We start from the raw sequence: 21559 nt of genomic DNA, 5'->3' as shown, positions 1-21559 counted from the left end.
AGTCTTAAGCAAGACCCAAGCGGTTGAGGGTTTCGGATGTTGGAACGCCTTCCGCATCCCAGCCGCGAATATTGTAATATTCCGGCAGCATCTTATCCAAACCATTGACCTTGCCTTTGGCAGGGCCAGTCTTGGCCGCATCTTTCAGCAAGCGCTGCGGCAGGGTATCATCCTTGCCTGTGAACCCGGCTGCCAGATTATACTGACGTTCCATGTTCCAGACGCGTTCGCCCACTTCCAGCATGCTTTCAACCGTCCAGTCACCTTCACACGCCGCATTCACTTGTGGTGCAATGTCTTCCAAAGACCAGGCAAAGGTCGTAAAGATACAAAGACCAGATGAATCCACAGCTGCTGTTGCATCCTGGAAGGCCATCACCAGACCGGCCTTACCGTCTGTTTCCAGCGGATCGGTCTTTTCAGGAATACCCAGAACTTCAGAAGCAACGGTGTAAGAACGCAAATGACAAGCACCACGGTTGGATGTGGCATAGGTCAGTCCCATGCCCTGGATCCCACGGGCGTCATAAGCCGGGAATTCCTGCTTTTTAACGGACATGGATACTTCCGGGTGACCATATTTCTCAGCCAGACGGGCAGAACCCAGACCAAGTTCAACACCAAAACCTTCAGCTTTACCAACGAGTTCTGCACAATCGGTCAGCGCTTTTGCATTGCCGAACTTCAGCTCAATCCCACCTGTATGTTCAGTGGTCAGAACGCCCATTTCGAAGAGTTCCATGGCCGCACCAACAGTGGCACCAAACGAGATTGGGTCATAGCCCTGTTCGTTACAGATGAAGTTTGCAAATGTACAGGCTTCAATATCGTCCACCCCACATTCAGAACCAAGCGACCAGGCTGCTTCATATTCCAGACCACCGGATGCGCCTTGATATTCAGGGCGATCTTTAACCGTATAGTGGGTACGCTCGATGGTAGAAACGCGCTGACACGCAATGGTACAGCCGTAACACGCCGCATTTGTCACCAGGTTCTTGGTGCCATCGGCGCGCACTTCGTGCATTTTCTCACCGGAGATATTGGCCGCACCTTCGAACTGAACGTCCTTGAAGTTACGGGTTGGCATGGCACCCATCTCGTTGATCACGTTCATCAGAACTTGCGTACCGTATGTTGGTAGACCAGCGCCCGTAACCGGGTTTTCAGCCAGAACAGCTTTCCCTGCGTTTGTCGCATCCAGGAAGCCAGCCGGATCTTCAACCTTCACACCACGTGTGCCACGAATGACAACGGCTTTCAGGTTTTTGGAGCCCATGACGGTCCCCACACCAGAACGGCCCGCTGCACGGTCCATATCGTTGACCACACAAGCGTACAGTACGCCCTGCTCACCGGAGACACCGATGGAGGCCACACGCGCTTGTGGGTCCTGAAGGTCGGCTTTCAGGCCTTCTTCCGTATCCCAGCAGGATTTGCCCCAATAATCAGACGCATCCACCAGTTCAGCTTTTTCATCGATCAGTTTCAGGTAGACAGGTTTCTCCGCCTTACCTTCAAAAATAATCATGTCCCAGCCAGCATTCTTCATTTCATTCCCGAAGAAACCACCGGAGTTCGAACAGGCGATGGCACCCGTCAATGCGCCCTTGGTCACAACGGTGTAGCGACCCGCAGTCGATGCACAGGTGCCTGTCAGCGGACCTGTTGACATGATCAGCTTGTTTTCAGGGGACAGCGGATCCACTTTCGGATCGGTTTCTTCAATGAAATATTTGGTCGCAAGACCACGGGAGCCCAGATATTTCTGCGCCCAGTCCATGTTCAATGCTTCTTCTGTGCAAGTGCCTTTGGAAAGGTTTACCCGCAATAATTTACGTGCCCATGACATCGTAGAGTTCTCCCTTTCTTAAGCTTCAGCTTGCATGCCAGCGTCGGTCTTGGCCGCCCAGCTGCGCATTTTGTCCAGACCGGTCATCGATGCATCCACAAAGGTGATGGCATCTGTTGGACAGGCCGTCGCACATTTTGGATCACCGCCACACAGGTCACATTTGGCAACCTTGCCCGTATCCGGCACATAGTTGACGGTCCCGAACGGACAAGCGATGGTACAGACTTTACAGCCCACACACGCACTGTCTGCCACAACCTTCGCACCCGTCGCCGCATCATAAGAAATAGCTTCAACAGGGCAAGCCTGCAGACACCAGGCTTCTGAACATTGTGTACAGGTATAAGGAACAAAACGTCCCTCATCATGAAATTTGAATACTTTGATCCGTGACTTGGAAGGATTGAAGGTGCCTGTGTGTTCGAATGAACAGGCAACCTCACACTGCAGACAGCCTGTGCACTTGTCCGCATTGATGTTTAGCGCTTTTTGCATGTATTTATCGTCCCTTTGTTAAGACTCCCTAACCAAGACTTGCCTTCCTTATTTATGGAAATTCACAAGCCAGTTAAGGGAGCTTAACACGAAAAACAGGACAACTAAAAGCGAAACGTTTCAAATGATATTAAAGCGTTATTTTGCGCACTCTTCCAGAAGGTAAACGACTGAGCGATAAGGGAAACCTGCTTTTTCAGACAAACCGATTTCACACGTCCGACTGGTTGAATAACCTTCAACCACACCGTCCAGGTCATCATTAAGATGACGCAGTGCATGTTCGTTCAATTCCGGCTTTGTAAAGCCTTTGTCGCCCGCAAAACCACAGCAACCCACACGTTCCGGAATGATCACATCACTGACACACTGATCGACAATCGCTTTCAATTTCGCCTGTAATTCCATCTTCTGTGTGGAACAGGTGGCATGAACCGCAACCTTGCGATCAAGTTTCTGGATATCCAGCTTTTCAATCACATGATCATGAAGAAATTCGGTGATATCCGACAAGGTCAGTTCCACCCCTTCCATGGTTTTCATGCGGAAAGCACAAGGCGACGTATCAAAGACGATGGGGTATTTGCCATTGTCAGACGCCTTCAAAAGACTTTCTTCCAGCGCACGGGCCTTGCCATCTGCCAGGTCTTTCAAACCTTTACTGTCAAACGGCTGGCCACAACAGAGGTCATTCAGCCCATGGGGGAAGCGAACCGTGAAGCCTGCTTTCTCCAACAGGGTCTGAGTCACCACAGGAAGCGGCGTCTTTTTATCATCGCCACGCGCCGGGCCCATGGTGCGGCTGGCACAGCTGGGTAGATAAACGACCACATTTTCTTCGCCTGCCGTATCTTGGGCCTTGAACGAGACTCCCGTTGGCATGGCAGGTGTCCATTTGGGGATACGGTTGCCGGAGATTTTACGCACTGCCCCCGTCATACCGCCCATAACTTTGGAGCCTAGGATACCATGGGCGAAGTTCGCCGCCTTCAACCCCATGGAAGTTACATTCATGGCGGTGCCATAATTATTGGCAAACCATTCACCCAGCTTGCCGGAACCGGATGACAGCTGACGTCCGCGCAGCATCTTGATCAAGGCACCCGTTTCAATACCCACCGGACAGGCCGTGGCACATAGACCACAGGCCGCGCAGGTATCCATCCCCTGATAATCATAGATCGCGCGCAGGTCTTTGGAATCTTCGCCTGAAGCATCCCGGCGTGAGATTTCGCGCCAGCCAACGATGCGTTGACGTGGGGACAGGGTCAGGCCTTTGGATGGGCATTTGGGTTCACAGAAGCCACATTCGATACATTTATCCACCATCTCTTCAGACGCTGGCAGCGGTTTCAGGTTTTTAAGATGAACGTCCTTATCGTCATTGATGATAACACCGGGATTCAGCATTTCTTCGGGGTCAAACAGTTCCTTGATATTGCGCATCAAAGAAAACGCGTCCACGCCCCATTCCATTTCCACAAACGGGGCCATGTTACGCCCTGTGCCGTGTTCGGCCTTAAGCGAGCCATCATATTTATGAACCACCATTTCACAGACGGCATCCATGAATTTGGCGTAACGATCCACTTCGGATTCCGTATTGAAATCCTGAGTAAAGACGAAGTGTAAATTACCTTCAAGCGCATGCCCAAAAATGATCGCTTCGTCATAGTGATATTCATTAAAGAGCTTGTGCAGATCAACCACACCCGCAGCCAGATGTTCAATGGGGAAGGCCACATCTTCAATGATGACAGATGTTCCGGTTTCACGCATGGCGCCAACAAGTGGGAACAAGCCTTTACGGATGCCCCAGTATCTGGCACATACAGCCGGGTCTTCAGAAAATTCCACCGGATGTTCGGTTGCGATGTGGGCGAACGAGGCTTTTACTTGTTCAATCAAATCATAAAGTTCGGCCTGTTCTTCTGCGCGTACTTCGACCAGCAAGGCGGTTGCATCGCTTGGCAGATCTTTCAAAAAGTCCGGCATCCCCGGCTTATCCTGAACAGATGTCAGGCCTGCACGGTCTACCAGTTCAACGGCGGCAACAGGTGCTTTTTTCAGACACTGTACTGCTTTTGCCGCAATCTCGCAGGTTTCGAAATAAACCATGGAAGAGGCTTTGAAGGCATGTTCCACGCAAGTGTCATAGGTCACTTCGGCGATAAAGCCCAGTGTGCCTTCTGACCCGATCATCAAATGTTGCAGGATATCGATAGGATCGGTGTAATCAATCAGGGAATTCAGGCTGTAACCTGTTGTATTCTTGATTTTAAATTTCTGTTCAATGCGTGCGCGCAGGGTTTCATTATCCTTGGTGTTGCGCGCTAATTCGTCCAGTTCGTTCAGCAGTTGAGAATGAGATTGACGAAAAGAGTCAACAGACTGCTTATCGCCTGTATCCAGCAAGGTGCCATCATTTAAGATGACACGCATGCTGGACAAAGTGCGATAACTGTTCTGGGCTGTTCCGCAACACATACCCGATGCGTTATTCGCCGCAATCCCCCCAATTTTAGCCGCATTGATCGACGCCGGATCAGGGCCGATCTTTTTGCCAAATGCAGCCAGTTTGGCGTTGGCTTGCCCGCCAACCACACCGGGTTGCAGGCTGACTTTGGAATGATCTTCCGACAGCTTGAACCCGTTCCAGTTATCCCCGAGCAAGCCCAGGACACTATCGGTCACAGCCTGTCCGGAAAGACTGGTGCCTGCCGCACGGAAGGTGACAGGCGTGTTCCAGTCATGACATTGTTTCAAAAGTTCCTGAACGTCTGCCTCACTCTCTACAATCACAACAATCTTCGGGATCAGGCGATAGAAACTACCGTCTGTTCCATAAGCCAACGTGCGCAACGGATCTGTGACCAGTCGTTCCTTTGGAAAGGTCACATTCAGGCTGTCTAAGAGTTTGTTGTAGGGAGTGGGCAGCATGTTCTTTTTCCTTTTATGCAACAACGACCAGCAGGTCCTTGGTATCGACCTGCGTGCCAGCAGAAGCGACAACACGTTCGATGGTGCCTGATTTTTCAGCCAGAACAGATGTTTCCATCTTCATGGCTTCAATCGACAGGAGCACATCACCGCGTTCCACCGTATCACCTTCTTTAACGGCTACAGAAACAACCAGACCCGGCATAGGCGCGCCGACATGGTTTTCATTGCCGTCTTCCGCTTTTGGTGCGGCTTCTTTTTTCGGGGCCTGGCTTGTATCTGTGATCTTCACGTTACGCGGCTGACCGTTCAGTTCAAAGAAGACCGTGCGGCGACCTTCTTCATCTGCTTCGGACATGGCACGGAAACGAATGAACAGGGTTTTCCCTTTTTCGATGTCCACAGCGATTTCATCACCTGTTTCCATCCCATAAAAGAACGCCCCTGTCGGCAGAACCGTCACATCACCAAATTCATTCTGGTGTTTGACATAATCACGGAACACAGCTGGATACATGATGTAAGACGCCAGTTCATTTTCTGAAATCTCACGACCCGCCAGTTCTTCAGCCTTGGCACGTTCCCCATCCAGATCAAGCGGATCCATCACAGACCCTGGGCGAACCGTAATCGGTGTTTCACCTTTCAGAACCTTCTTCTGCAAAGCCTCAGGGAAGCCACCAGTTGGCTGGCCCAATTCACCACGGAAGAAGGAAACAACGGATTCAGGGAATGCGATTTCCTTATCCGGGTTTTCAACATCCGCACGTGTGAGACCAGAGGTGATCATCATCAGCGCCATATCACCAACAACTTTGGAAGATGGCGTTACCTTGACGATATCACCAAACATCTGGTTAACATCGGCATAGGCATCAGACACTTCTGACCAATGTTCTTCAATGCCCAGGCTGCGGGCCTGTTGGCGCAGGTTGGTATACTGACCACCGGGCATTTCGTGGTTATAAACGTCAGATGTACCGCAACGGATTTCACTTTCGAAACCAACGTAATTCGCGCGCACATCTTCCCAATAATCCGACACTTTACGCATCGCGATTTGATCAAGGCCGGTGTCACGCGGAGTGTTACGCAAAGCTGCAACGATGGAACCAAGGTTGGCCTGAGAGGTCAACCCACTCATCGCATCAAGCGCACCATCCACCGCATCGACACCAGCCTCAGATGCCGCCAAAATCGAGGCAGCGGCAATCCCGGATGTATCGTGTGTATGGAAATGGATCGGAATAGAGACTTCATTCTTCAAGGCGGTAATCAGCTGTGTGGCAGCCGCTGGTTTCAACAGACCCGCCATATCTTTCAGACCGATGATATGAGCACCTGCTTTTTCAAGCTCTTTCGCCATATCGACGTAGTATTTAAGATCATACTTGGAACGTTTTGGGTCCAGAATATCACCAGTGTAACACACAGCTGCTTCACAGATTTTACCCGTATCAAGCACTGCATCCATGGCAACACGCATGTTTTCAACCCAGTTCAGGCTGTCAAACACACGGAAGACATCCATGCCTGCCGCCGCAGAACGGTCCACCAGATACTTAACCGCGTTATCCGGATAGTTGGTATAACCCACACCGTTTGAAGCCCGCAGCAGCATTTGCGTTAAATGGTTTGGCATAGCTGCTGACAGTTTTTCCAGACGATCCCATGGACATTCTTTCAGGAAACGCATGGCCACATCAAAGGTCGCCCCGCCCCAGCATTCAACCGAGAAAAGTTCCGGCAGACGGGCTGCATAGGTCGGTGCGATCTTGACCAGATCGTCCGTACGCACGCGGGTTGCCAGCAAAGACTGGTGCGCATCACGCATGGTGGTGTCGGTCAGCAGCAGACGATCCTGTTTCAACATCCAGTCAGAAACCGCTTTTGGACCTTGATCCTTCAGCATCTGTTTCAAACCGCCATCAAGCGGCACCGCGTAGTTTGGCGCATCGGTATTGCGGATATGGTCCGGACGTTTGCGCCCTGCCACTTCCGGGTTGCCGTTGACCATGACTTCGCCCAAGAAGTTCAACAGCTTGGAGGCACGGTCTTTACGCTTAGGCGCTGTAAACAGTTCTGGCGTTGTATCGATGAACTTGGTTGTGTAAACGCCGGAGAGGAACTTCTCGTTCGACAGCACATTTTCCAGGAACACAAGGTTCGTCGCCACACCACGGATACGGAATTCGCGCAAGGCACGGTCCATACGGGCAATGGCTTCGTTTGGTGTCTTGCCCCAGGCCGTTACTTTTTCCAGCAGACTGTCATAGTAACGCGTCACCAGCGCACCGGAAAACGCCGTGCCACCATCCAGACGGATGCCAAAGCCAGTCGCACCACGATAGGCCAGGATTTTACCGTAATCCGGAATGAAGTTGTTGTCCGGATCTTCGGTTGTCACACGACACTGGATGGAGTGACCGTTCAATTTAATGTCTTCCTGATTTGGAACACCACTGTCATCACGACCGATCATCGCGCCTTCACAGATGCGGATCTGGGCCTGAACGATATCAATACCTGTTACGACCTCTGTCACCGTATGTTCTACCTGAACACGCGGGTTTACTTCGATGAAGTAGAATTCTTCCGTATCCACATCCATCAGGAATTCAACGGTACCTGCGCAAGAGTAACCAGCGGTACGTGCGATTTTCAGGGCAGCTTCGCAAACTTCAGCACGTTTTTCTTCTGAAAGATAAGGTGCTGGTGCGCGTTCGACCACTTTCTGGTTACGACGCTGAACGGAACAGTCACGTTCAAACAGATGGACGATATTGCCATGTGTATCGCCCATGACCTGAACTTCCACGTGACGGGCGCGACGCACCAGTTTTTCGAGATACAGTTCGTCATTACCAAACGCAGCTTTGGCTTCACGTTTGGCCGCATCAACTTCGCGCAGTAATTCTTCTTCAGAATTAATTTCACGCATACCACGGCCACCGCCGCCCCAGGACGCCTTGGTGATCATAGGATAACCAACCTTGGCGGCCTCAGCGATGATGGTTGCTTCGTCATCCGGCAGCGCATCTGTTGCCGGAACAACAGGCGCACCTGCTTTCAGGGCAAGTTCGCGGGCTGATACCTTGTTACCCAAACCTTCCATAACTTCAGGGGTTGGACCAACAAAGATGATACCTTCTTCACGGCAACGACGGGCAAATGTCGGGTTTTCAGAAAGGAAACCATACCCCGGGTGGATCGCATCGACTTTGGCTTCCTTTGCAATGCGGATGATGGTTTCAATATCCAGATAGGCTTCAACAGGACCTTTACCTTCGCCGATCAGATAGGATTCATCTGCTTTAAAACGGTGAAGGGCAAAACGGTCTTCTTGTGAATAAATTGCAACCGTTTGGATGCCAAGTTCGGAAGCCGCTCGGCAAATCCGAATAGCGATCTCCCCACGGTTGGCAGCTAAAAGGCGTTGAATTTTTTCAGGACGATTGATCATAATTATACTCATTTATTAATCAGGTTAATTTGATATTTATGATCCGGCGGTGGGAACATACTGTACTTTCTGGGAAAAAGTAAAGGTAATACCAAATTCACTATTCCTATTATTTTATCAGGTTATGCATCCTTTCCCCATTCACCAAGACTGGGTAAGGAAGCCTACCAACTTCTGCCTAATGCACGATAAAGACGATCAACTCTTTGGGGCCATGGACGCCATAACAAAGTTCCTGTTCAATATCGGCGGTCTTGCTTGGACCAGAAATCAACAAGGCATTGGTTGGCATATTGGCGGCCCAATTATTAACTTCAATAGCTTCGTAGAAAGTCGTGTAGAACTGATCAGCTGAAACCACTGCCACATGAACAGGGGATGTCAGCGACAAAAGGCGCGGTTCCTCTTTGGTTGGCCACAAAATGAGACTACCTGTCTCAGCAATTGCACCTAACGTACTTGTAATTGCTGCATCTACACTAAACAGCGTATCTTTGCTTTCTTCCGTGGTAGTCTGGTACTGCACAAGGCTGATTCCAGACTCATCCCAATCACTTTCCAGCTTCTTACCCAAATCACTGTTGGCACCATACATTAACTGGCCAATGCCTTTTTCGGCCAGCACGGCCTGCATTTCATCAATCCAGTTATCGCGTTCAACCTCATGAACCTGGGTATTCACTGCCTCCGTCACAGCTTTATAGGTGGCAATTTTTGTTGCGCCATCCATTTGTTTTTCTTTCAGAACATTAAAGTCTGACGCTGTCAATTCCTTCACCAGGGCACTGTCACGTAGGTTCGACAGATCATTTTTGCTGGCGGCATTACTCATGAAACAAATCCATTTCTTTGACGAGACCATCTGGTTTTGATTTATCTCACACCTTCTTGACGAGGCTTTGACGTCTATTTTAATCAAGTTGTGGTGGGTTGACCCGTCGCTGATCGGGCCAACCGACTTAAGAGTGCGGGGACATCACTTAAGCATTCACCACTTTTGCGATTCCGGATATCGGCGATAGGAACAGGGGGAACTGTCCTACACACCCGTCCATTGCTTTCATTTTCAACAAAATACAATGCACCGGTCTCGGCCTCCGCAAACTTCACAAGTGATAGGTTTTGTGAATTTACGGCGGAGTTCTTTAAGGGCAGGTGGCAATCTATTTGCCTCCCACCTGCCCAAAACCAGTCTCCTACTCGTACGCCACACTAGGCAGCCAGGTTACGATCGTTGGGTAGAGCGCAACAATGGAGAGACCGATCAACTGCAGGATAATGAAAGGAACAACACCTTTATAAATATCCATCAGCTTAATCTCCGGCGGGCACACCCCTTTCAGATAGAAGAGCGCGAACCCAACGGGCGGGGTTAAGAAGCTCGTCTGCAGGGTCATCGCCACCAGCATCACGAACCAGACCAGATCAGGGTTATCAATCACACCGTAGCCCTGAATGCTGAGTTCCAGTGCAGAAATAACCGGGGCCAGCAAGGGCAGAACGATCAGAGTGATTTCAATCCAGTCCAGGATAAAGCCCAGCAGGAAAACAAAGCCAAGGATCACAAGGATAATGCCGTAGGGGCCAAATGGTAGGCTGGTCAAGGCATTTTCGATGATCTCATCCCCACCCAGTTCACGAAGGACCAGCGCAAAACAAGTCGCGCCTAAGAAGATCGCAAAGATGTAAGCCGTGGTGTTAAAGGTCGCTTTCAACACTTCGAACAGAACCTTGAAGTTCAGGTTACGATAGAACGCAGCAAGCAATGTTGCGCCCATGGCACCCACACCGGATGCTTCGGTTGGTGTCGCCATACCGGCAAAGATGGAACCCAGTACTGCAAAGATCAGCAGAACCGCAGGCATAACCGCTTTGATCACATCCCAGATGACATGAAGTTCAAGATCACGACGATCATCAGCCAATGGGGTATGCGATGGTTTGATCAGGCCGTAAACCAGAATGTAAACAATATAGAGTGCACCCAGCAAAAGACCCGGGAAAACAGCGCCCATGAACAGGTCACCAACGGACAAAGCCAACTGATCCGCCATGATCACCAACATAATGGATGGCGGGATCAAAATACCCAGACAACCGGATGCGGCAACCGTACCCACGGCCAATTGCTTGTTATAGCCCTGCTGCAACATTGGTTGCAGGGAAAGCAGGCCCAACAGAACAACCGAAGCACCGATAATCCCGGTGGAAGCGGCAAGAATAATCCCGATACAGGTTACCGTAATCGCCAGACCACCGCGCACTTTACCGAACAGTTCCTGCATGGATTTCATCAGACGTTCCGCAATACCGGATTCATCCAGCATCAGCCCCATGAAGATAAACATCGGCAAGGCCACAAGGACCCAGTTATCCATGATCTTAAAGACACGGTTAACAACCAGACCAAGCGTTAAGAAATCTAGCCCGGTGAAAGTATCAAGATAGATATCGGCGAAGTAGCCGATCCCGGCGAACAGGACACCAACGCCGCCAAGAACGTAGGCGACCGGAATACCTGTGAATAAAAAGACGATGAACGTGGCGAACATCGCGCCAACAAGAATTTCATTTTCCATAATCTTAACGACCTTTCACGAGCAGATAGACGTCGCGATAGAGACGCGAAAGAATAGCCAGACCTAACAGGCCAAAGGACAGCGGAATAACAGCCTTGATCGCCCAACGGAACGGCAGACCCAACGGGGCGTCCGAACGTTCGCCTGTACGCCAGGCATCGGCCACAAAGTCGAGACTGTGATAGAAAACAACCCAGATGAACGGGAGAATAAATAAAAGGATACCGATAATTTCGATAATACGTTTTGTGCGATCAGAAAAACGTGCATGAAAAATATCAACACGGATATGACTGTCATTTACCTGTGCATAAGACAGCCCCATCATCACACCAGCACCATAAAGGTGCCATTGCAATTCTTCCAGCCAGATCTGACCATTACTGAACCCGTAGCGCAAAGCCACGTTACCTATAATTGCCAGAACCAGAAGACCATTTACACCACAAACAACATTACCGACGTAGCGGATAAATTTATCGATGGCATCGGGCAGAGGAACGTGTTTTTCGTCCTCATGCATTTTAATTTCGTCAACCTTCTCGGCGACATGTGGATGTGGGGGAAGATCACTGGGTGTACCCATCAGATTGCCCTTCCTATTTCTTATTTGGCCTTCATTCGACATCCTCACGAAAGCGGGATCTGTGTGGTTCCGTCAGAGCTCCCGCTTTCGCGGGAATGACTTTCCTGAACGATGACTTTAAAAGGCGTTTTTCCTAAAAAAGTGGCGCGGTGTCGGGTTAAGTACACCGCGCCAAATAAGTAAGTTCGATACAGTAGGGAGGAAGTATCTTACTTACGCGGCAAGAAAGCGTTTTCTTTCCAGATTTGATAGCCAGTACGGAAAGTTGTCAGGTCGTCGTAGACTTTCTTGAAGCCTGGGTCCTGAGATTCTTCAGCAGCAACTTCGTCCCATGCGCCTTTGAATGCAGCGAGCATTGTGTCGTTCCAGGTCATGATTTTAACGCCGTGCTTCTCAACGTTTTCTTTCATTTGGTCGAACTGGATAGCTTCACCTTCTGCCAAAGACTGTGCCATGGAAGCTTTACATGCGTTTTCAACGATAGCCTGTTGGCCCTTGTCCATCTTCTTCCACGCATCACCGTTGATCAGCAGTTCGAAGACAGTTGCTTGCTGGTGCCAACCTGGGAAGTAGTTGTATTTAACCAGTTTGTGGAAACCAAGCAGTTTGTCGATTGCAGGCATAGAGAATTCAGACGCATCGATGGCTTTCTTTTCCATTGCAGGGAAAATCTCGCCACCTGGCAGCAGGGATGTAGAAACGCCGAGTTTCTGCATTACTTTACCGCCCAGACCGAAGAAGCGCATTTTCAGACCTTTAAGATCTTCTGGCTTTTCAATTGGTTTCGGGAACCAACCAGATGTTTCTGGCGCGATGATCGCACATGGCAGAACTTTTACATTGTAGCCCGCATCGTCATACATACCTTGGTACAGTTTCAGACCGTTACCGTAGTACAACCAAGCCATATATTCACCAGCTTCTGGACCGAAAGGTACAGCAGAAAACAGGTTCGCAGCTTTCATTTTACCAGACCAGTAACCGGCTGTTGCGAAGCCAGAGTTTACTTTACCCGTAGAAACAGCGTCCAGGATTTCGAAAGGTGCAACCAGTTTCTTTGGCTCATAGACTTTCATCTTGATTGTACCGCCGGACATAGCGCCCAGTTGTTCAGCAACGCGTACGATTGGTGTCCCCAGACCTGGCAGGTGCGTACCAAAAGCGATCGGTGTTTTAAGAAGAACTTTACCAGCAGATGCAGGAGCAGCAGCTGTAAGAGAGAGTGCCGCCGCAGCAGCAGTAGCAAGGATAAGCTTACGCATAAAATATAACCTCCCAAGGTTACATAAAAAGGGTCAGATGAGTGACCGTTACAAAAGAAAAATAATTCAAAGTTTTTATTGTTATTGGCCCTTGGTTTTTACGCCCCATGAGCTACATCGTGTAAATTGGTTAGTTTATTTTACCAATTATGTAAACAGGTAATTTTGGATTACCAATTAAACCGTACTTGCAGCCTACGCAGTATTGGGTATAGTGCAATTTGTGAATAAACTGCCTATAATGATAGGTAATAAACGTACAAAAAATCGGTGTTTTAAGGAATTTCAATGGACTACGGACGCGTCAAACAAGGTAAAATCTCAGATGTCGTTGCACAGCAATTGGAAAAAAATATTCTCCAGGGCATTTGGTCACCGGGCGACAAATTACCGCCGGAACGTGAGCTCGCGACCCAAATGTCGGTTTCACGCCCGAGTCTGCGCACCGCGATTCAGCAGTTGGAAAAGCAAGGTCTTGTGGAAACCAGACAGGGTGGTGGCACCTATGTGCAGAACTTCCTTGCTCCCTCCCTGACAGACCCGTTAATGCAGATGTTCCAGACCAATCCGGATACCGCCATGGATTTTGTGGAATTTAGATCCATCATTGAAGGTAATGCCGCTTATCTCGCTGCCATGCGTTCAACAGATGCGGACCGGGAACTTTTGCAGGCCTGCTTTGAAAGCATGGAAGAAGCCCATGAAGATGATGATCCCCATTCAGAAGCGGAGATCGATGCGGACTTCCACCTGATCATTGCGGAATCTTCACACAATGCCGTACTGCTGCATATCATGCGCGCCATGGTCAATATCCTGCGCGAAGGCGTCTTCTATAACCGGATGCAGCTTTACACCCGTCGTGGCGCGCGTGACCTTTTGTTAAAACAACACCGTGCGATTTATGAGCCGATCATGGCAGGCGACCCGGATCAGGCCCGACAGGCCGCCAAAGCACATTTGGCTTATGTGCAGGAAATCATGCGAGACCTGGAACGTGAAGAAAGCCGACAGGATGTGTCCCGCCGTCGTCTGGAACGTTACCTGGAAAAGAAAAAGGACGCTACTCAGAAACCACGCCGCCGCCCGAAAAAGGCTTAACCTGCTTCAAGGGAAGCCCAGCCGCTTCCCAACCATCTTTTCCATCCGGTAACCAATAAAGGCGCTGATAGCCCATGGCGGCAGCACGCTTGGTCGCATTCCAAGACATCCAGCAGGATTTAAGGCAGAAGAACACCAATGGCTTTGTTTTGTCACCGTCACTCAAAGCTTCAAGAGACTGTTCAAAATAAGCCTGCTGCTTTGTCGTCAAAGCCCCACGCCCCACATCGGGCAACCAATGACTGTCCGGAATAGACATATGCGGGCGTACAACCAGCCATTCATCATCAATACCGGGTGTGAGAAGTTTTCCAGAACCGATCACATCAACAAAGATTGCGCCCTTCTCTTTTAAAATAACCGCTTCTGAAATAGAAATCGTTTCCCCGCCTGGCACATAACTTGGGACCGGGGCTTTATATTTGTTCATCCTGAAGCCATCCGGCACCGGCACCGTGCTGCAGGCGCTCAGGATAAATAAAGCGACGAAGGCAAGCCTCCTCATTTCTTCCCCTTCATCGGATCATACCCCCAGATGGCAATCAGAGAGAATAGCAAGGTTGCGCCGATACAGATCAGCAACGCCATCTCGTTAAACTTGCCATACATGGAAAAACGGATCAGCTCGACCGCATAGGTGAACGGATTGACATGACAAAGATTCACCAGAAACTCACTAGATTCTGCGATTTTCCACAAGGGATAAAGTGCGGACGACAGAAAGAACATAGGGAAGATGACAAAGTTCATGATGCCCGCAAAATTTTCCAGCTGTTTGATCCATGACGACAGAACCATCCCGAGTGAACCCAGCATAACACCAGTGACAATCAGAACCGGAAAGACCTGAAGGTAGCCCAGCAAGGGCACTTCAATCCCAAACAGGTAAGCAATCAGCAGGAAGACATAGACCTGCAAGATCGACACCAAGGCCCCAGCAATCAATTTGCCTGCCAACAAAAACCAGCGCGGCATGGGACTGGTCAACAAGACCCGCATGCTGCCCATTTCCCGATCATAGACCATGGATAACGAGCTCTGCATCCCGTTGAACAACTGGATCATCCCAACAAGGCCTGCAAGGATATAGGTCTCATAGGTGATATAGGTGTCATAAGGTTCGATGATCGACACCCCAAGGGCAGCACGAAAGCCAGCAGCAAAGACAAACAGCCACATCAAGGGACGTACGAGTGCGGCAAAAAACCGTTCACGTTGCTGCAAAAACCGCAACAGCTCGCGCATCACAACGCCTTTGAAGCAGGAGATATACATATTCATGCCCCACTTGCCCCGGTCAATTTATGAAAGGTTTCTTCAAGGGCAGGATCAGCCAGTTCATCGGCGCGCCCTTGGGCCACCACATTGCCCTGATGCAGGATGACCACATCGTCCGTGTCTTCAATCTCATCAATCAGGTGGGTCGCCCAGAGAACCCCCACCCCATTATCCTGACACAGGCTATGCACATGTTTGACCAGATCAGCACGCGTCTTCACATCCAGTCCGACCGTGGCTTCGTCCAGCAGCAAAGCGTCCGGTTCATGCAGCAAAGCACGGGCAATTTCCACACGACGGCGATGCCCGCCATTTAACAAGCGCACCTTTTCATTGGCCCTGTCAAACAGGTTAAGACGTTCCAGTTCTTCCTGAATGCGCATATTGGCCTGCTTACTGGAAATACCATGCAGGCTGGCGAAATATCGAAGGTTCTGTGCGACCGTCAAATCCAGATCAAGGGTGGTTTGCTGAAAGACAAGGCCCAGCTTTGCCAAGGCCTTGGTGCGATTTTTCGCCACATCATGCCCACAGATGCGAAGCCCTCCCTGCCCCGGTTTGATCAAGGCACTTGCCAGGGAAAAGAAAGTGGACTTCCCCGCCCCGTTGGGTCCCAACAGCGCACAAAACGCCCCTTTGCGCACAGAAAAAGAGACCTCCTTCAAGGCCTCTTTCCCTGTTTTATAGGTATAACAAAGCTGTTCTGCGCACAGAATATCGGTCATGGTTTAACGGCCATCCCCCATGGGTAACGACCAACCTTAACAGATTTTACCGCTTTCAGGCTATCCACATCCACAAAAGTCACATCCCCACTGACGCCATTGGTGGTCATCAGGGTTTTCTGGTCCGGGCTGAAGGCCATATGCCAGACGCGGCGCCCCACCAGAATGTATTTTTCGACTTCAAACGTTTTGCGGTTGACCACTGCCACATGGTTTGCCGGACCAAGAGCCACAAAGGCATATTTGCCGTCTTTGCTCAGTTGAATGCCAACGGGCTGAACGCGATCTTTATGGATGCCTTTGATAGCGAAGTTGATCTTCTTGATGATGGTGCGTTCCTTCACATTCATCACCGAAACCGTCCCGCCGATTTCAGAGGATACCCACAACAGGCTGTCATCCTGTTCAAATTCTGCATGGCGGGGACGTTGATCAACCAATGTGTTATCAAACAGTTCCTGCTTGGACGTATCAATCCAGTGCACCATATTCGTGGTTTCAGATGTGGTCACTGCGATCTTGCCATCATGGCTGACCGCCATCCCTTCCGGTTCCACACCGACATCGACCTGGGCCAAGACTTCGCCGCTTTCCACATCCACCACAGTCGTCAGCGCATCATCTTCATTGGCGATATAGAGCATGCGGTTATCAGGATGCAGCGCAAATTGTTCCGGGTCAGCACCCGATGGCAACTCACCCAGTTTCTTTTCCGTTTCTGCATCATAAATTTCAACCGTGTCATCATCGGATGTGCAGACATAAAGCTTCTTGTGATCCTTACTGAGGATAATACCACGGGGGCGCTGACCAACCTCAAACGTGCGCACGACTTCACGACTTTTCAGATCGATAACAGAGACCGTGTCATCTTTCTCGTTCGACACATAAACGGTGGCCGCATCGGCCGACAGGCTTAAAAATGTGGCACAAAGGAGCGGTGCGACAAATTTCATCATTTCAAGAATTCCTTACATTGGGTCTCTGGCTGATCAAAGCCGAGGGTATCAAGTTCTGTTGTTTTATGAAGAAATCCTTCAAGCGGGGCTTGTGCCACCAATGAACGGGCCGCGCTCAAAGCAATCGGCTGGCGCAACTGGCCATTCCATTTACGGTACGACAGCTTGCGTCCTTTAAAGGCGGCGAGCTGGAAATCATCACTGCGAATATAACCGTTCAGGTCTTCATAGGCATTTGATTTGGTGCGTGTGGCTGCTTCGCCGATAGAACGCACAGCCACCCAGGTAGCGTAATCGCGTTCACCCATGCGGCGCCTGGTTTTTTTGGCAAAGCGTTTCTGAAGCTGTGCTGCACCCCATTGTTCCTGCGTCCAGTACCATCCAACCGAGAACAGTCCTTGGGTGCCCGCCACCGGGCGTGGATCAAAGGTGCGATACATCAGATATTCCCCGAAATCCCCCAGTTCATCAGCAACCATCAGCACATCATAATCTGGGCCTTGCGTCAGAAGCGGCACTTCCGCCTGTGCTGTGCGGCGCGCATCGCGCGCCCCATCCCAGGATTTATCTTCCACAATCTTTGCCCCAAACTTTTTGGCAGATCGTTTCAGGCTGTCGGCAAATTTCACATCCTCAGCCCGTTGACCTGCGATCAGGAACCATTTCTGCCAGCGTTTGGTCACCATAAACTGTGCCAGGGCATCGCCCAGCATCGCACGACTTGGGATGGTATGGAGCATTCGGGCATCACAAGATTGTTGTCTGAGGTCATTATCCTTGGATCGGGCGTTAAAAAATAAAATATTTTTGTCGCGCACACCTGCCAGAACTTTCTTCAAACTGTCAGAAGGCAGATCAAGAACAAATAATTGGTGACCTTTCTTTACCAATTCCAAAACAGCTGCAACGGCATCCTCATCTTCACGAAGGGTGGTTTCTTCCAGTTCATACTTTTGCTTCATGAACTTGCCTGTGGTGTTGTTATCACGCAGCCCCAGACGGGCCCCTTGCAAGCCAAGATCATCCGGCACTTCATCCAGATTGGAAAGCGCAGGTGGCAGTTCAACTTCCTGCGACACAAAGGCCACAGAAACAGTCATCATTTCTTGTGCCTGTGCGGTGACAGTTCCCAGACACAAAACAGTCAGTGCCAGGACAAAGCGACGGATCATTTTAACCTCATTCAAAAGGGCGAGTATCTTATGGATATTGAACAGCGAATAAGACCAATCAGCAACTCGACCTTTGTCGAATAGAAGACAATCGTTTCAATTGATATTTTTACAGGAATGATAAATCCACCAGAGTTTCGCGATGAATAAACTGCTTGCCGCTATTGCCCTATTTTCCTGTGTCTCTTTCTCTGCTGAGGCAGGCAAGGTCATGGTGGAAAATAACAGCACACAGGAAATCAAGGTTTCTTCCATCGGCGGTAAGGGTTTTGTCGCCGCCAAATCAAAAAAAACGTTTGATTTTAAAAACGATGAGGGCGGCGCCGATATCAATATCTGGTGGGTTAAGAACGCCCGACAGCTTTGTCAGATTTACACCCCGTGGGACCGTACCATCTCGGTCAGCGGAAAATACACCATTCAATGTATGTCCAGAAAATGATTAGAACCAGTCTAAAGTCGTATATCTTATTTCTATTGCAGCTGCTAACTTCTGCATATCGCATGTCTCTTAGCCTCAGACATGCTGGTGATGAAGCGAGAAAAGCTCCCGTTTTTCCTGGCTTCTTAGCCTCCCTGTTATTACTTGTATGCGCAAACCCACAACCCGGGTTTGCGCTTTCTTTTGATGACATCATGGACAGAGGCGAAATTTCAATTGCCGTCTATCGCGACTTCCCCCCCTTTTCCTATAAAGAAAAAGGCAAGATGGTCGGCGTTGATGTTGAAATCGCACAAGTTATCGCCAAAGAATTCAATGTCCGATTAAACCTGATCCAGCAAACCGCCGATGAAAATGTCGATGATGATCTGCGTAATGCCATCTGGAAAGGACATTACCTGGGCGGTCAAGTCGCAGATGTCATGCTGCATATCCCCTATGATAAAGCGCTTGAAAAACGAAACGAACTGATCGTGCTGCTGGCCCCTTATTTTCAGGAAGATATGGTTGTAGCCCGCGATATCAAGCAAGTGGGCAAAGACGCCACTTTGGCCGTCTATCGCTATGAAAAGATCGCCGTAGAACTGGACAGTCTGGCCGATATGTATCTGACAGGCGCCTTTGGTGGATCCATCCGCAACAATGTAGTCCATTACACCAACATCTATGATGGCGCAAAAGAACTTAAGGCGAAAAAGACCGCTGGCATGATGGGCCCGCGCAGTGTCGTTGAAGGATCACTGGGGGACAAACAATCAGATTACGATATCGGCAAAGTCCCGACACCGGGTCTGTCCAAGGATACCTGGCTTCTGGGTCTTGCAATCAAGACAGACTATCGCCAATTAGGATATGCGGTCACCGATATCATTGCTGCCATGATCGCCGATGGGCGCATGGAAGCGATTTTTAAAAAGCACGGGCTTACCTACATCAAACCACCTGCAAGTTTTTACAACTAAGGACGGCCAAAAGATGATTAAACGGTTACTTCTGGCAACAGCCATTCTGGCCTTCAGCGCACAGGGGCACGCAGCGGATAATATCCCCAAGGACCCTTATGATTCCCCCATGTGGGAATATCTGGCGGAAGAAACCTTTGGCGATGCCAAGGTGGTTGTGGATGAGCGCGTTAAAATCTTTGCCCCGGTGGATGCAGAAAGCAACTTTCAGGTCCCGGTATCGGTGGATGCAAGTGCGTTAGGGGATGTTGAAGAGATCGTCCTGATGACGGATCTAAACCCCTTCCCCATTGCGGCGCGTTTTTATCCGATGCAAGCCAAGCCTGCCTTTGGCACCCGGGTGAAACTGAATGAAGCCAGCGTCATCCATGCCATTGCCAAAACAAAAGATGGCGTGTGGCATATGAACGGTACATTTGTAATGGCCGAAGGTGGTGGCTGCGCTGCTGCCCCGCAACAAATGGCATCCAGTGACTGGGCGGACCATCTGTTGGAAGCACGCGGTCAGGTCTGGCAACGTGGCGACACCCAACGTCTGCGCATTCATCTGAATCATCCGATGGATACCGGGCTTTCCGGGGACGTCCCTGTCTTTTATGTGGAAGAAATCAACGTCCATGACGAAAATGGCAATGTCATCAGTCGGTTTAAACCGAAAGAACCTGTCAGTGAAAATCCGGTCCTGACCCTCGATTTCCCCAACCGAAACCAGCCAAGTTTGCGGGTTTCTGGTCGCGACAATAATGCCAACGAATTTAACGTAAACGTCCCAAGACATCCTGAAAGTTAAAAACATGCGTTTTCTTTGTGCAGCTTTGCTGTGCCTGATGCTGTCTGCTTTATCGCCCACAGCAAAAGGCGCGGACCTGACCTATAACCTTGATCCACAGAAAATCGCAGATGGCGTTTATGCTTTTATCGGATCGACCCAGCATTTCAACCGCAATAACGGCGGTAATATCGTCAACACCGGATTTATTGTCGGCGAAACAGGCGTTATCGTCATTGATACAGGCCCTTCCGCCCTTTATGGCCGGGAAATGCGCGCAGCCATTCGTCAAGTTACGCCCAAACCTGTCACGCATATCATTCTGACCCACCATCACCCCGACCATATTTTCGGCACACAAGCCTTTGTCGGGGCTGAGGTTCTGGCTCTGGCAGAAACGCGCCAAGCTATTGATATAGAAGGCGAAGGATTGCTTGAAAATATGTACCATATGGTCGGTGACTGGATGTTGGGGACCGAACTGATCAAACCGACGAAATCGGTGCTAACGTCCAAAGACATACTGGCCGGACGATCCATTCAGTTTATCCCCTTTAATGGGCATACAGCAGGTGACCTGACCATTCTGGATGAAAAGACAGGGGTGTTATTTGCAGGTGATTTGGTCTTCCACAACCGTACCGCAACCACGCCCCATGCTGTTTTAAGCATCTGGATTGATGCGTTGGATAATCTGGCAGATCTTACCTATTCCACCATCGTGCCCGGTCATGGCCCGGTGGAAAATGACGGACGATCCATCCGTCAGACCCGGGATTATCTTGTCTGGTTACAGGACACCTTACAAAAGGCGGTCAGTGAGGGCATGGAAATGACCGAAGTGATGCGCATCCTGCGTCCCATCCGCTTTAATGCCCTATCGCTGGATAAGGTGGAATATCACCGCTCCATCGCCCACCTCTGGCCCAGCCTGGTGGAAAAGAACCTTCCGTTGCTAGATCAGTAAGGCC

19 protein-coding genes are annotated in these 21559 nt (G+C 50.0%); 5 read left to right on the top strand and 14 right to left on the bottom strand.

Features of this window, described 5'->3' with window-relative positions; all coding sequences use genetic code 11:
• Positions 1-4 precede the first annotated feature (4 nt).
• From RYZ26_RS07130 to RYZ26_RS07095, 9 genes are all read right to left on the bottom strand, one after another.
• Positions 5-1852 carry an aldehyde ferredoxin oxidoreductase family protein gene (locus RYZ26_RS07130; protein ID WP_317682490.1) on the bottom strand — a complete coding sequence of 616 codons (1848 nt, stop codon included), beginning with the start codon at positions 1850-1852 and terminating at the stop codon, positions 5-7.
• An 18-nt stretch (positions 1853-1870) separates the two neighbouring features.
• Complete coding sequence (locus RYZ26_RS07125; RefSeq protein ID WP_317682489.1) at positions 1871-2350, bottom strand: 4Fe-4S dicluster domain-containing protein; 480 nt, start codon at positions 2348-2350, stop codon at positions 1871-1873.
• Between the two features lie 138 nt (positions 2351-2488).
• Positions 2489-5290, bottom strand: coding sequence for an FAD-binding and (Fe-S)-binding domain-containing protein (locus RYZ26_RS07120; protein ID WP_317682488.1), 2802 nt, complete (start codon positions 5288-5290; stop codon positions 2489-2491).
• A gap of 13 nt (positions 5291-5303) precedes the next feature.
• Positions 5304-8753: a pyruvate carboxylase gene (locus tag RYZ26_RS07115; RefSeq protein WP_317682487.1), complete on the bottom strand. Its 3450-nt coding sequence runs from the start codon at positions 8751-8753 to the stop codon at positions 5304-5306.
• 178 nt (positions 8754-8931) lie between these two features.
• The gene (locus RYZ26_RS07110) at positions 8932-9585 is read right to left on the bottom strand and encodes a LutC/YkgG family protein (RefSeq protein ID WP_317682486.1); all 654 of its coding nucleotides are present in this window, start codon (positions 9583-9585) and stop codon (positions 8932-8934) included.
• A gap of 83 nt (positions 9586-9668) precedes the next feature.
• Positions 9669-9863, bottom strand: coding sequence for an LUD domain-containing protein (locus RYZ26_RS19940; RefSeq protein ID WP_411576856.1), 195 nt, complete (start codon positions 9861-9863; stop codon positions 9669-9671).
• Positions 9864-9949: 86 nt separating this feature from the next.
• Positions 9950-11332 carry a TRAP transporter large permease gene (locus RYZ26_RS07105; RefSeq protein ID WP_317682485.1) on the bottom strand — a complete coding sequence of 461 codons (1383 nt, stop codon included), beginning with the start codon at positions 11330-11332 and terminating at the stop codon, positions 9950-9952.
• A gap of 4 nt (positions 11333-11336) precedes the next feature.
• On the bottom strand, positions 11337-11918 hold the full coding sequence (locus RYZ26_RS07100; RefSeq protein ID WP_317682484.1) for a TRAP transporter small permease subunit: 582 nt from the start codon (positions 11916-11918) through the stop codon (positions 11337-11339).
• Between the two features lie 209 nt (positions 11919-12127).
• Positions 12128-13180, bottom strand: a complete 1053-nt coding sequence (locus tag RYZ26_RS07095; protein WP_317682483.1) for a TRAP transporter substrate-binding protein — start codon at positions 13178-13180, stop codon at positions 12128-12130.
• Between the two features lie 288 nt (positions 13181-13468).
• Between RYZ26_RS07095 and RYZ26_RS07090 the strand changes: the two genes are divergently transcribed.
• Positions 13469-14281 (top strand): FCD domain-containing protein, encoded by an 813-nt coding sequence (locus tag RYZ26_RS07090; protein ID WP_317682482.1) that lies wholly within the window; start codon positions 13469-13471, stop codon positions 14279-14281.
• Here the strand turns inward: RYZ26_RS07090 and RYZ26_RS07085 are convergent.
• The 5 genes from RYZ26_RS07085 to RYZ26_RS07065 are packed head-to-tail and all read right to left on the bottom strand — an operon-like array spanning position 14244 to position 18415.
• Positions 14244-14786 (bottom strand): rhodanese-like domain-containing protein, encoded by a 543-nt coding sequence (locus RYZ26_RS07085; protein WP_317682481.1) that lies wholly within the window; start codon positions 14784-14786, stop codon positions 14244-14246. The genes RYZ26_RS07090 and RYZ26_RS07085 overlap by 38 nt on opposite strands.
• Entirely contained in the window at positions 14783-15562 is a 780-nt protein-coding gene (locus RYZ26_RS07080) for an ABC transporter permease (protein WP_317682480.1), read from the bottom strand. The genes RYZ26_RS07085 and RYZ26_RS07080 overlap by 4 nt, the downstream gene beginning before the upstream one ends.
• The gene (locus tag RYZ26_RS07075) at positions 15559-16284 is read right to left on the bottom strand and encodes an ABC transporter ATP-binding protein (RefSeq protein ID WP_317682479.1); all 726 of its coding nucleotides are present in this window, start codon (positions 16282-16284) and stop codon (positions 15559-15561) included. Before RYZ26_RS07075 ends, RYZ26_RS07080 begins: the two co-directional genes overlap by 4 nt.
• On the bottom strand, positions 16281-17243 hold the full coding sequence (locus tag RYZ26_RS07070; RefSeq protein ID WP_317682478.1) for a YVTN family beta-propeller repeat protein: 963 nt from the start codon (positions 17241-17243) through the stop codon (positions 16281-16283). Before RYZ26_RS07070 ends, RYZ26_RS07075 begins: the two co-directional genes overlap by 4 nt.
• The gene (locus RYZ26_RS07065) at positions 17240-18415 is read right to left on the bottom strand and encodes an ABC transporter substrate-binding protein (RefSeq protein ID WP_317682477.1); all 1176 of its coding nucleotides are present in this window, start codon (positions 18413-18415) and stop codon (positions 17240-17242) included. Before RYZ26_RS07065 ends, RYZ26_RS07070 begins: the two co-directional genes overlap by 4 nt.
• 142 nt (positions 18416-18557) lie before the next feature.
• Between RYZ26_RS07065 and RYZ26_RS07060 the strand changes: the two genes are divergently transcribed.
• The 4 genes from RYZ26_RS07060 to RYZ26_RS07045 all read left to right on the top strand — a co-directional run bounded on the left by RYZ26_RS07060 (position 18558) and on the right by RYZ26_RS07045 (position 21555).
• Entirely contained in the window at positions 18558-18857 is a 300-nt protein-coding gene (locus RYZ26_RS07060; protein WP_317682476.1) for a hypothetical protein, read from the top strand.
• A gap of 194 nt (positions 18858-19051) precedes the next feature.
• A complete protein-coding gene (locus RYZ26_RS07055; RefSeq protein WP_317682475.1) occupies positions 19052-19819 on the top strand; it encodes a substrate-binding periplasmic protein in 768 nt (255 codons plus the stop codon).
• Between the two features lie 13 nt (positions 19820-19832).
• Positions 19833-20609 (top strand): quinoprotein dehydrogenase-associated SoxYZ-like carrier, encoded by a 777-nt coding sequence (locus RYZ26_RS07050; RefSeq protein WP_317682474.1) that lies wholly within the window; start codon positions 19833-19835, stop codon positions 20607-20609.
• 4 nt (positions 20610-20613) lie between these two features.
• Positions 20614-21555: a quinoprotein relay system zinc metallohydrolase 1 gene (locus RYZ26_RS07045; protein WP_317682473.1), complete on the top strand. Its 942-nt coding sequence runs from the start codon at positions 20614-20616 to the stop codon at positions 21553-21555.
• Positions 21556-21559: the final 4 nt, after the last annotated feature.

Source organism: Terasakiella sediminum (assembly GCF_033100395.1).
In the GTDB taxonomy this organism is placed as follows: Bacteria; Pseudomonadota; Alphaproteobacteria; order Rhodospirillales; family Terasakiellaceae; genus Terasakiella.
Note: the sequence above shows the minus strand (reverse complement) of the source record. Positions and strands in the feature narration are given on the sequence as shown.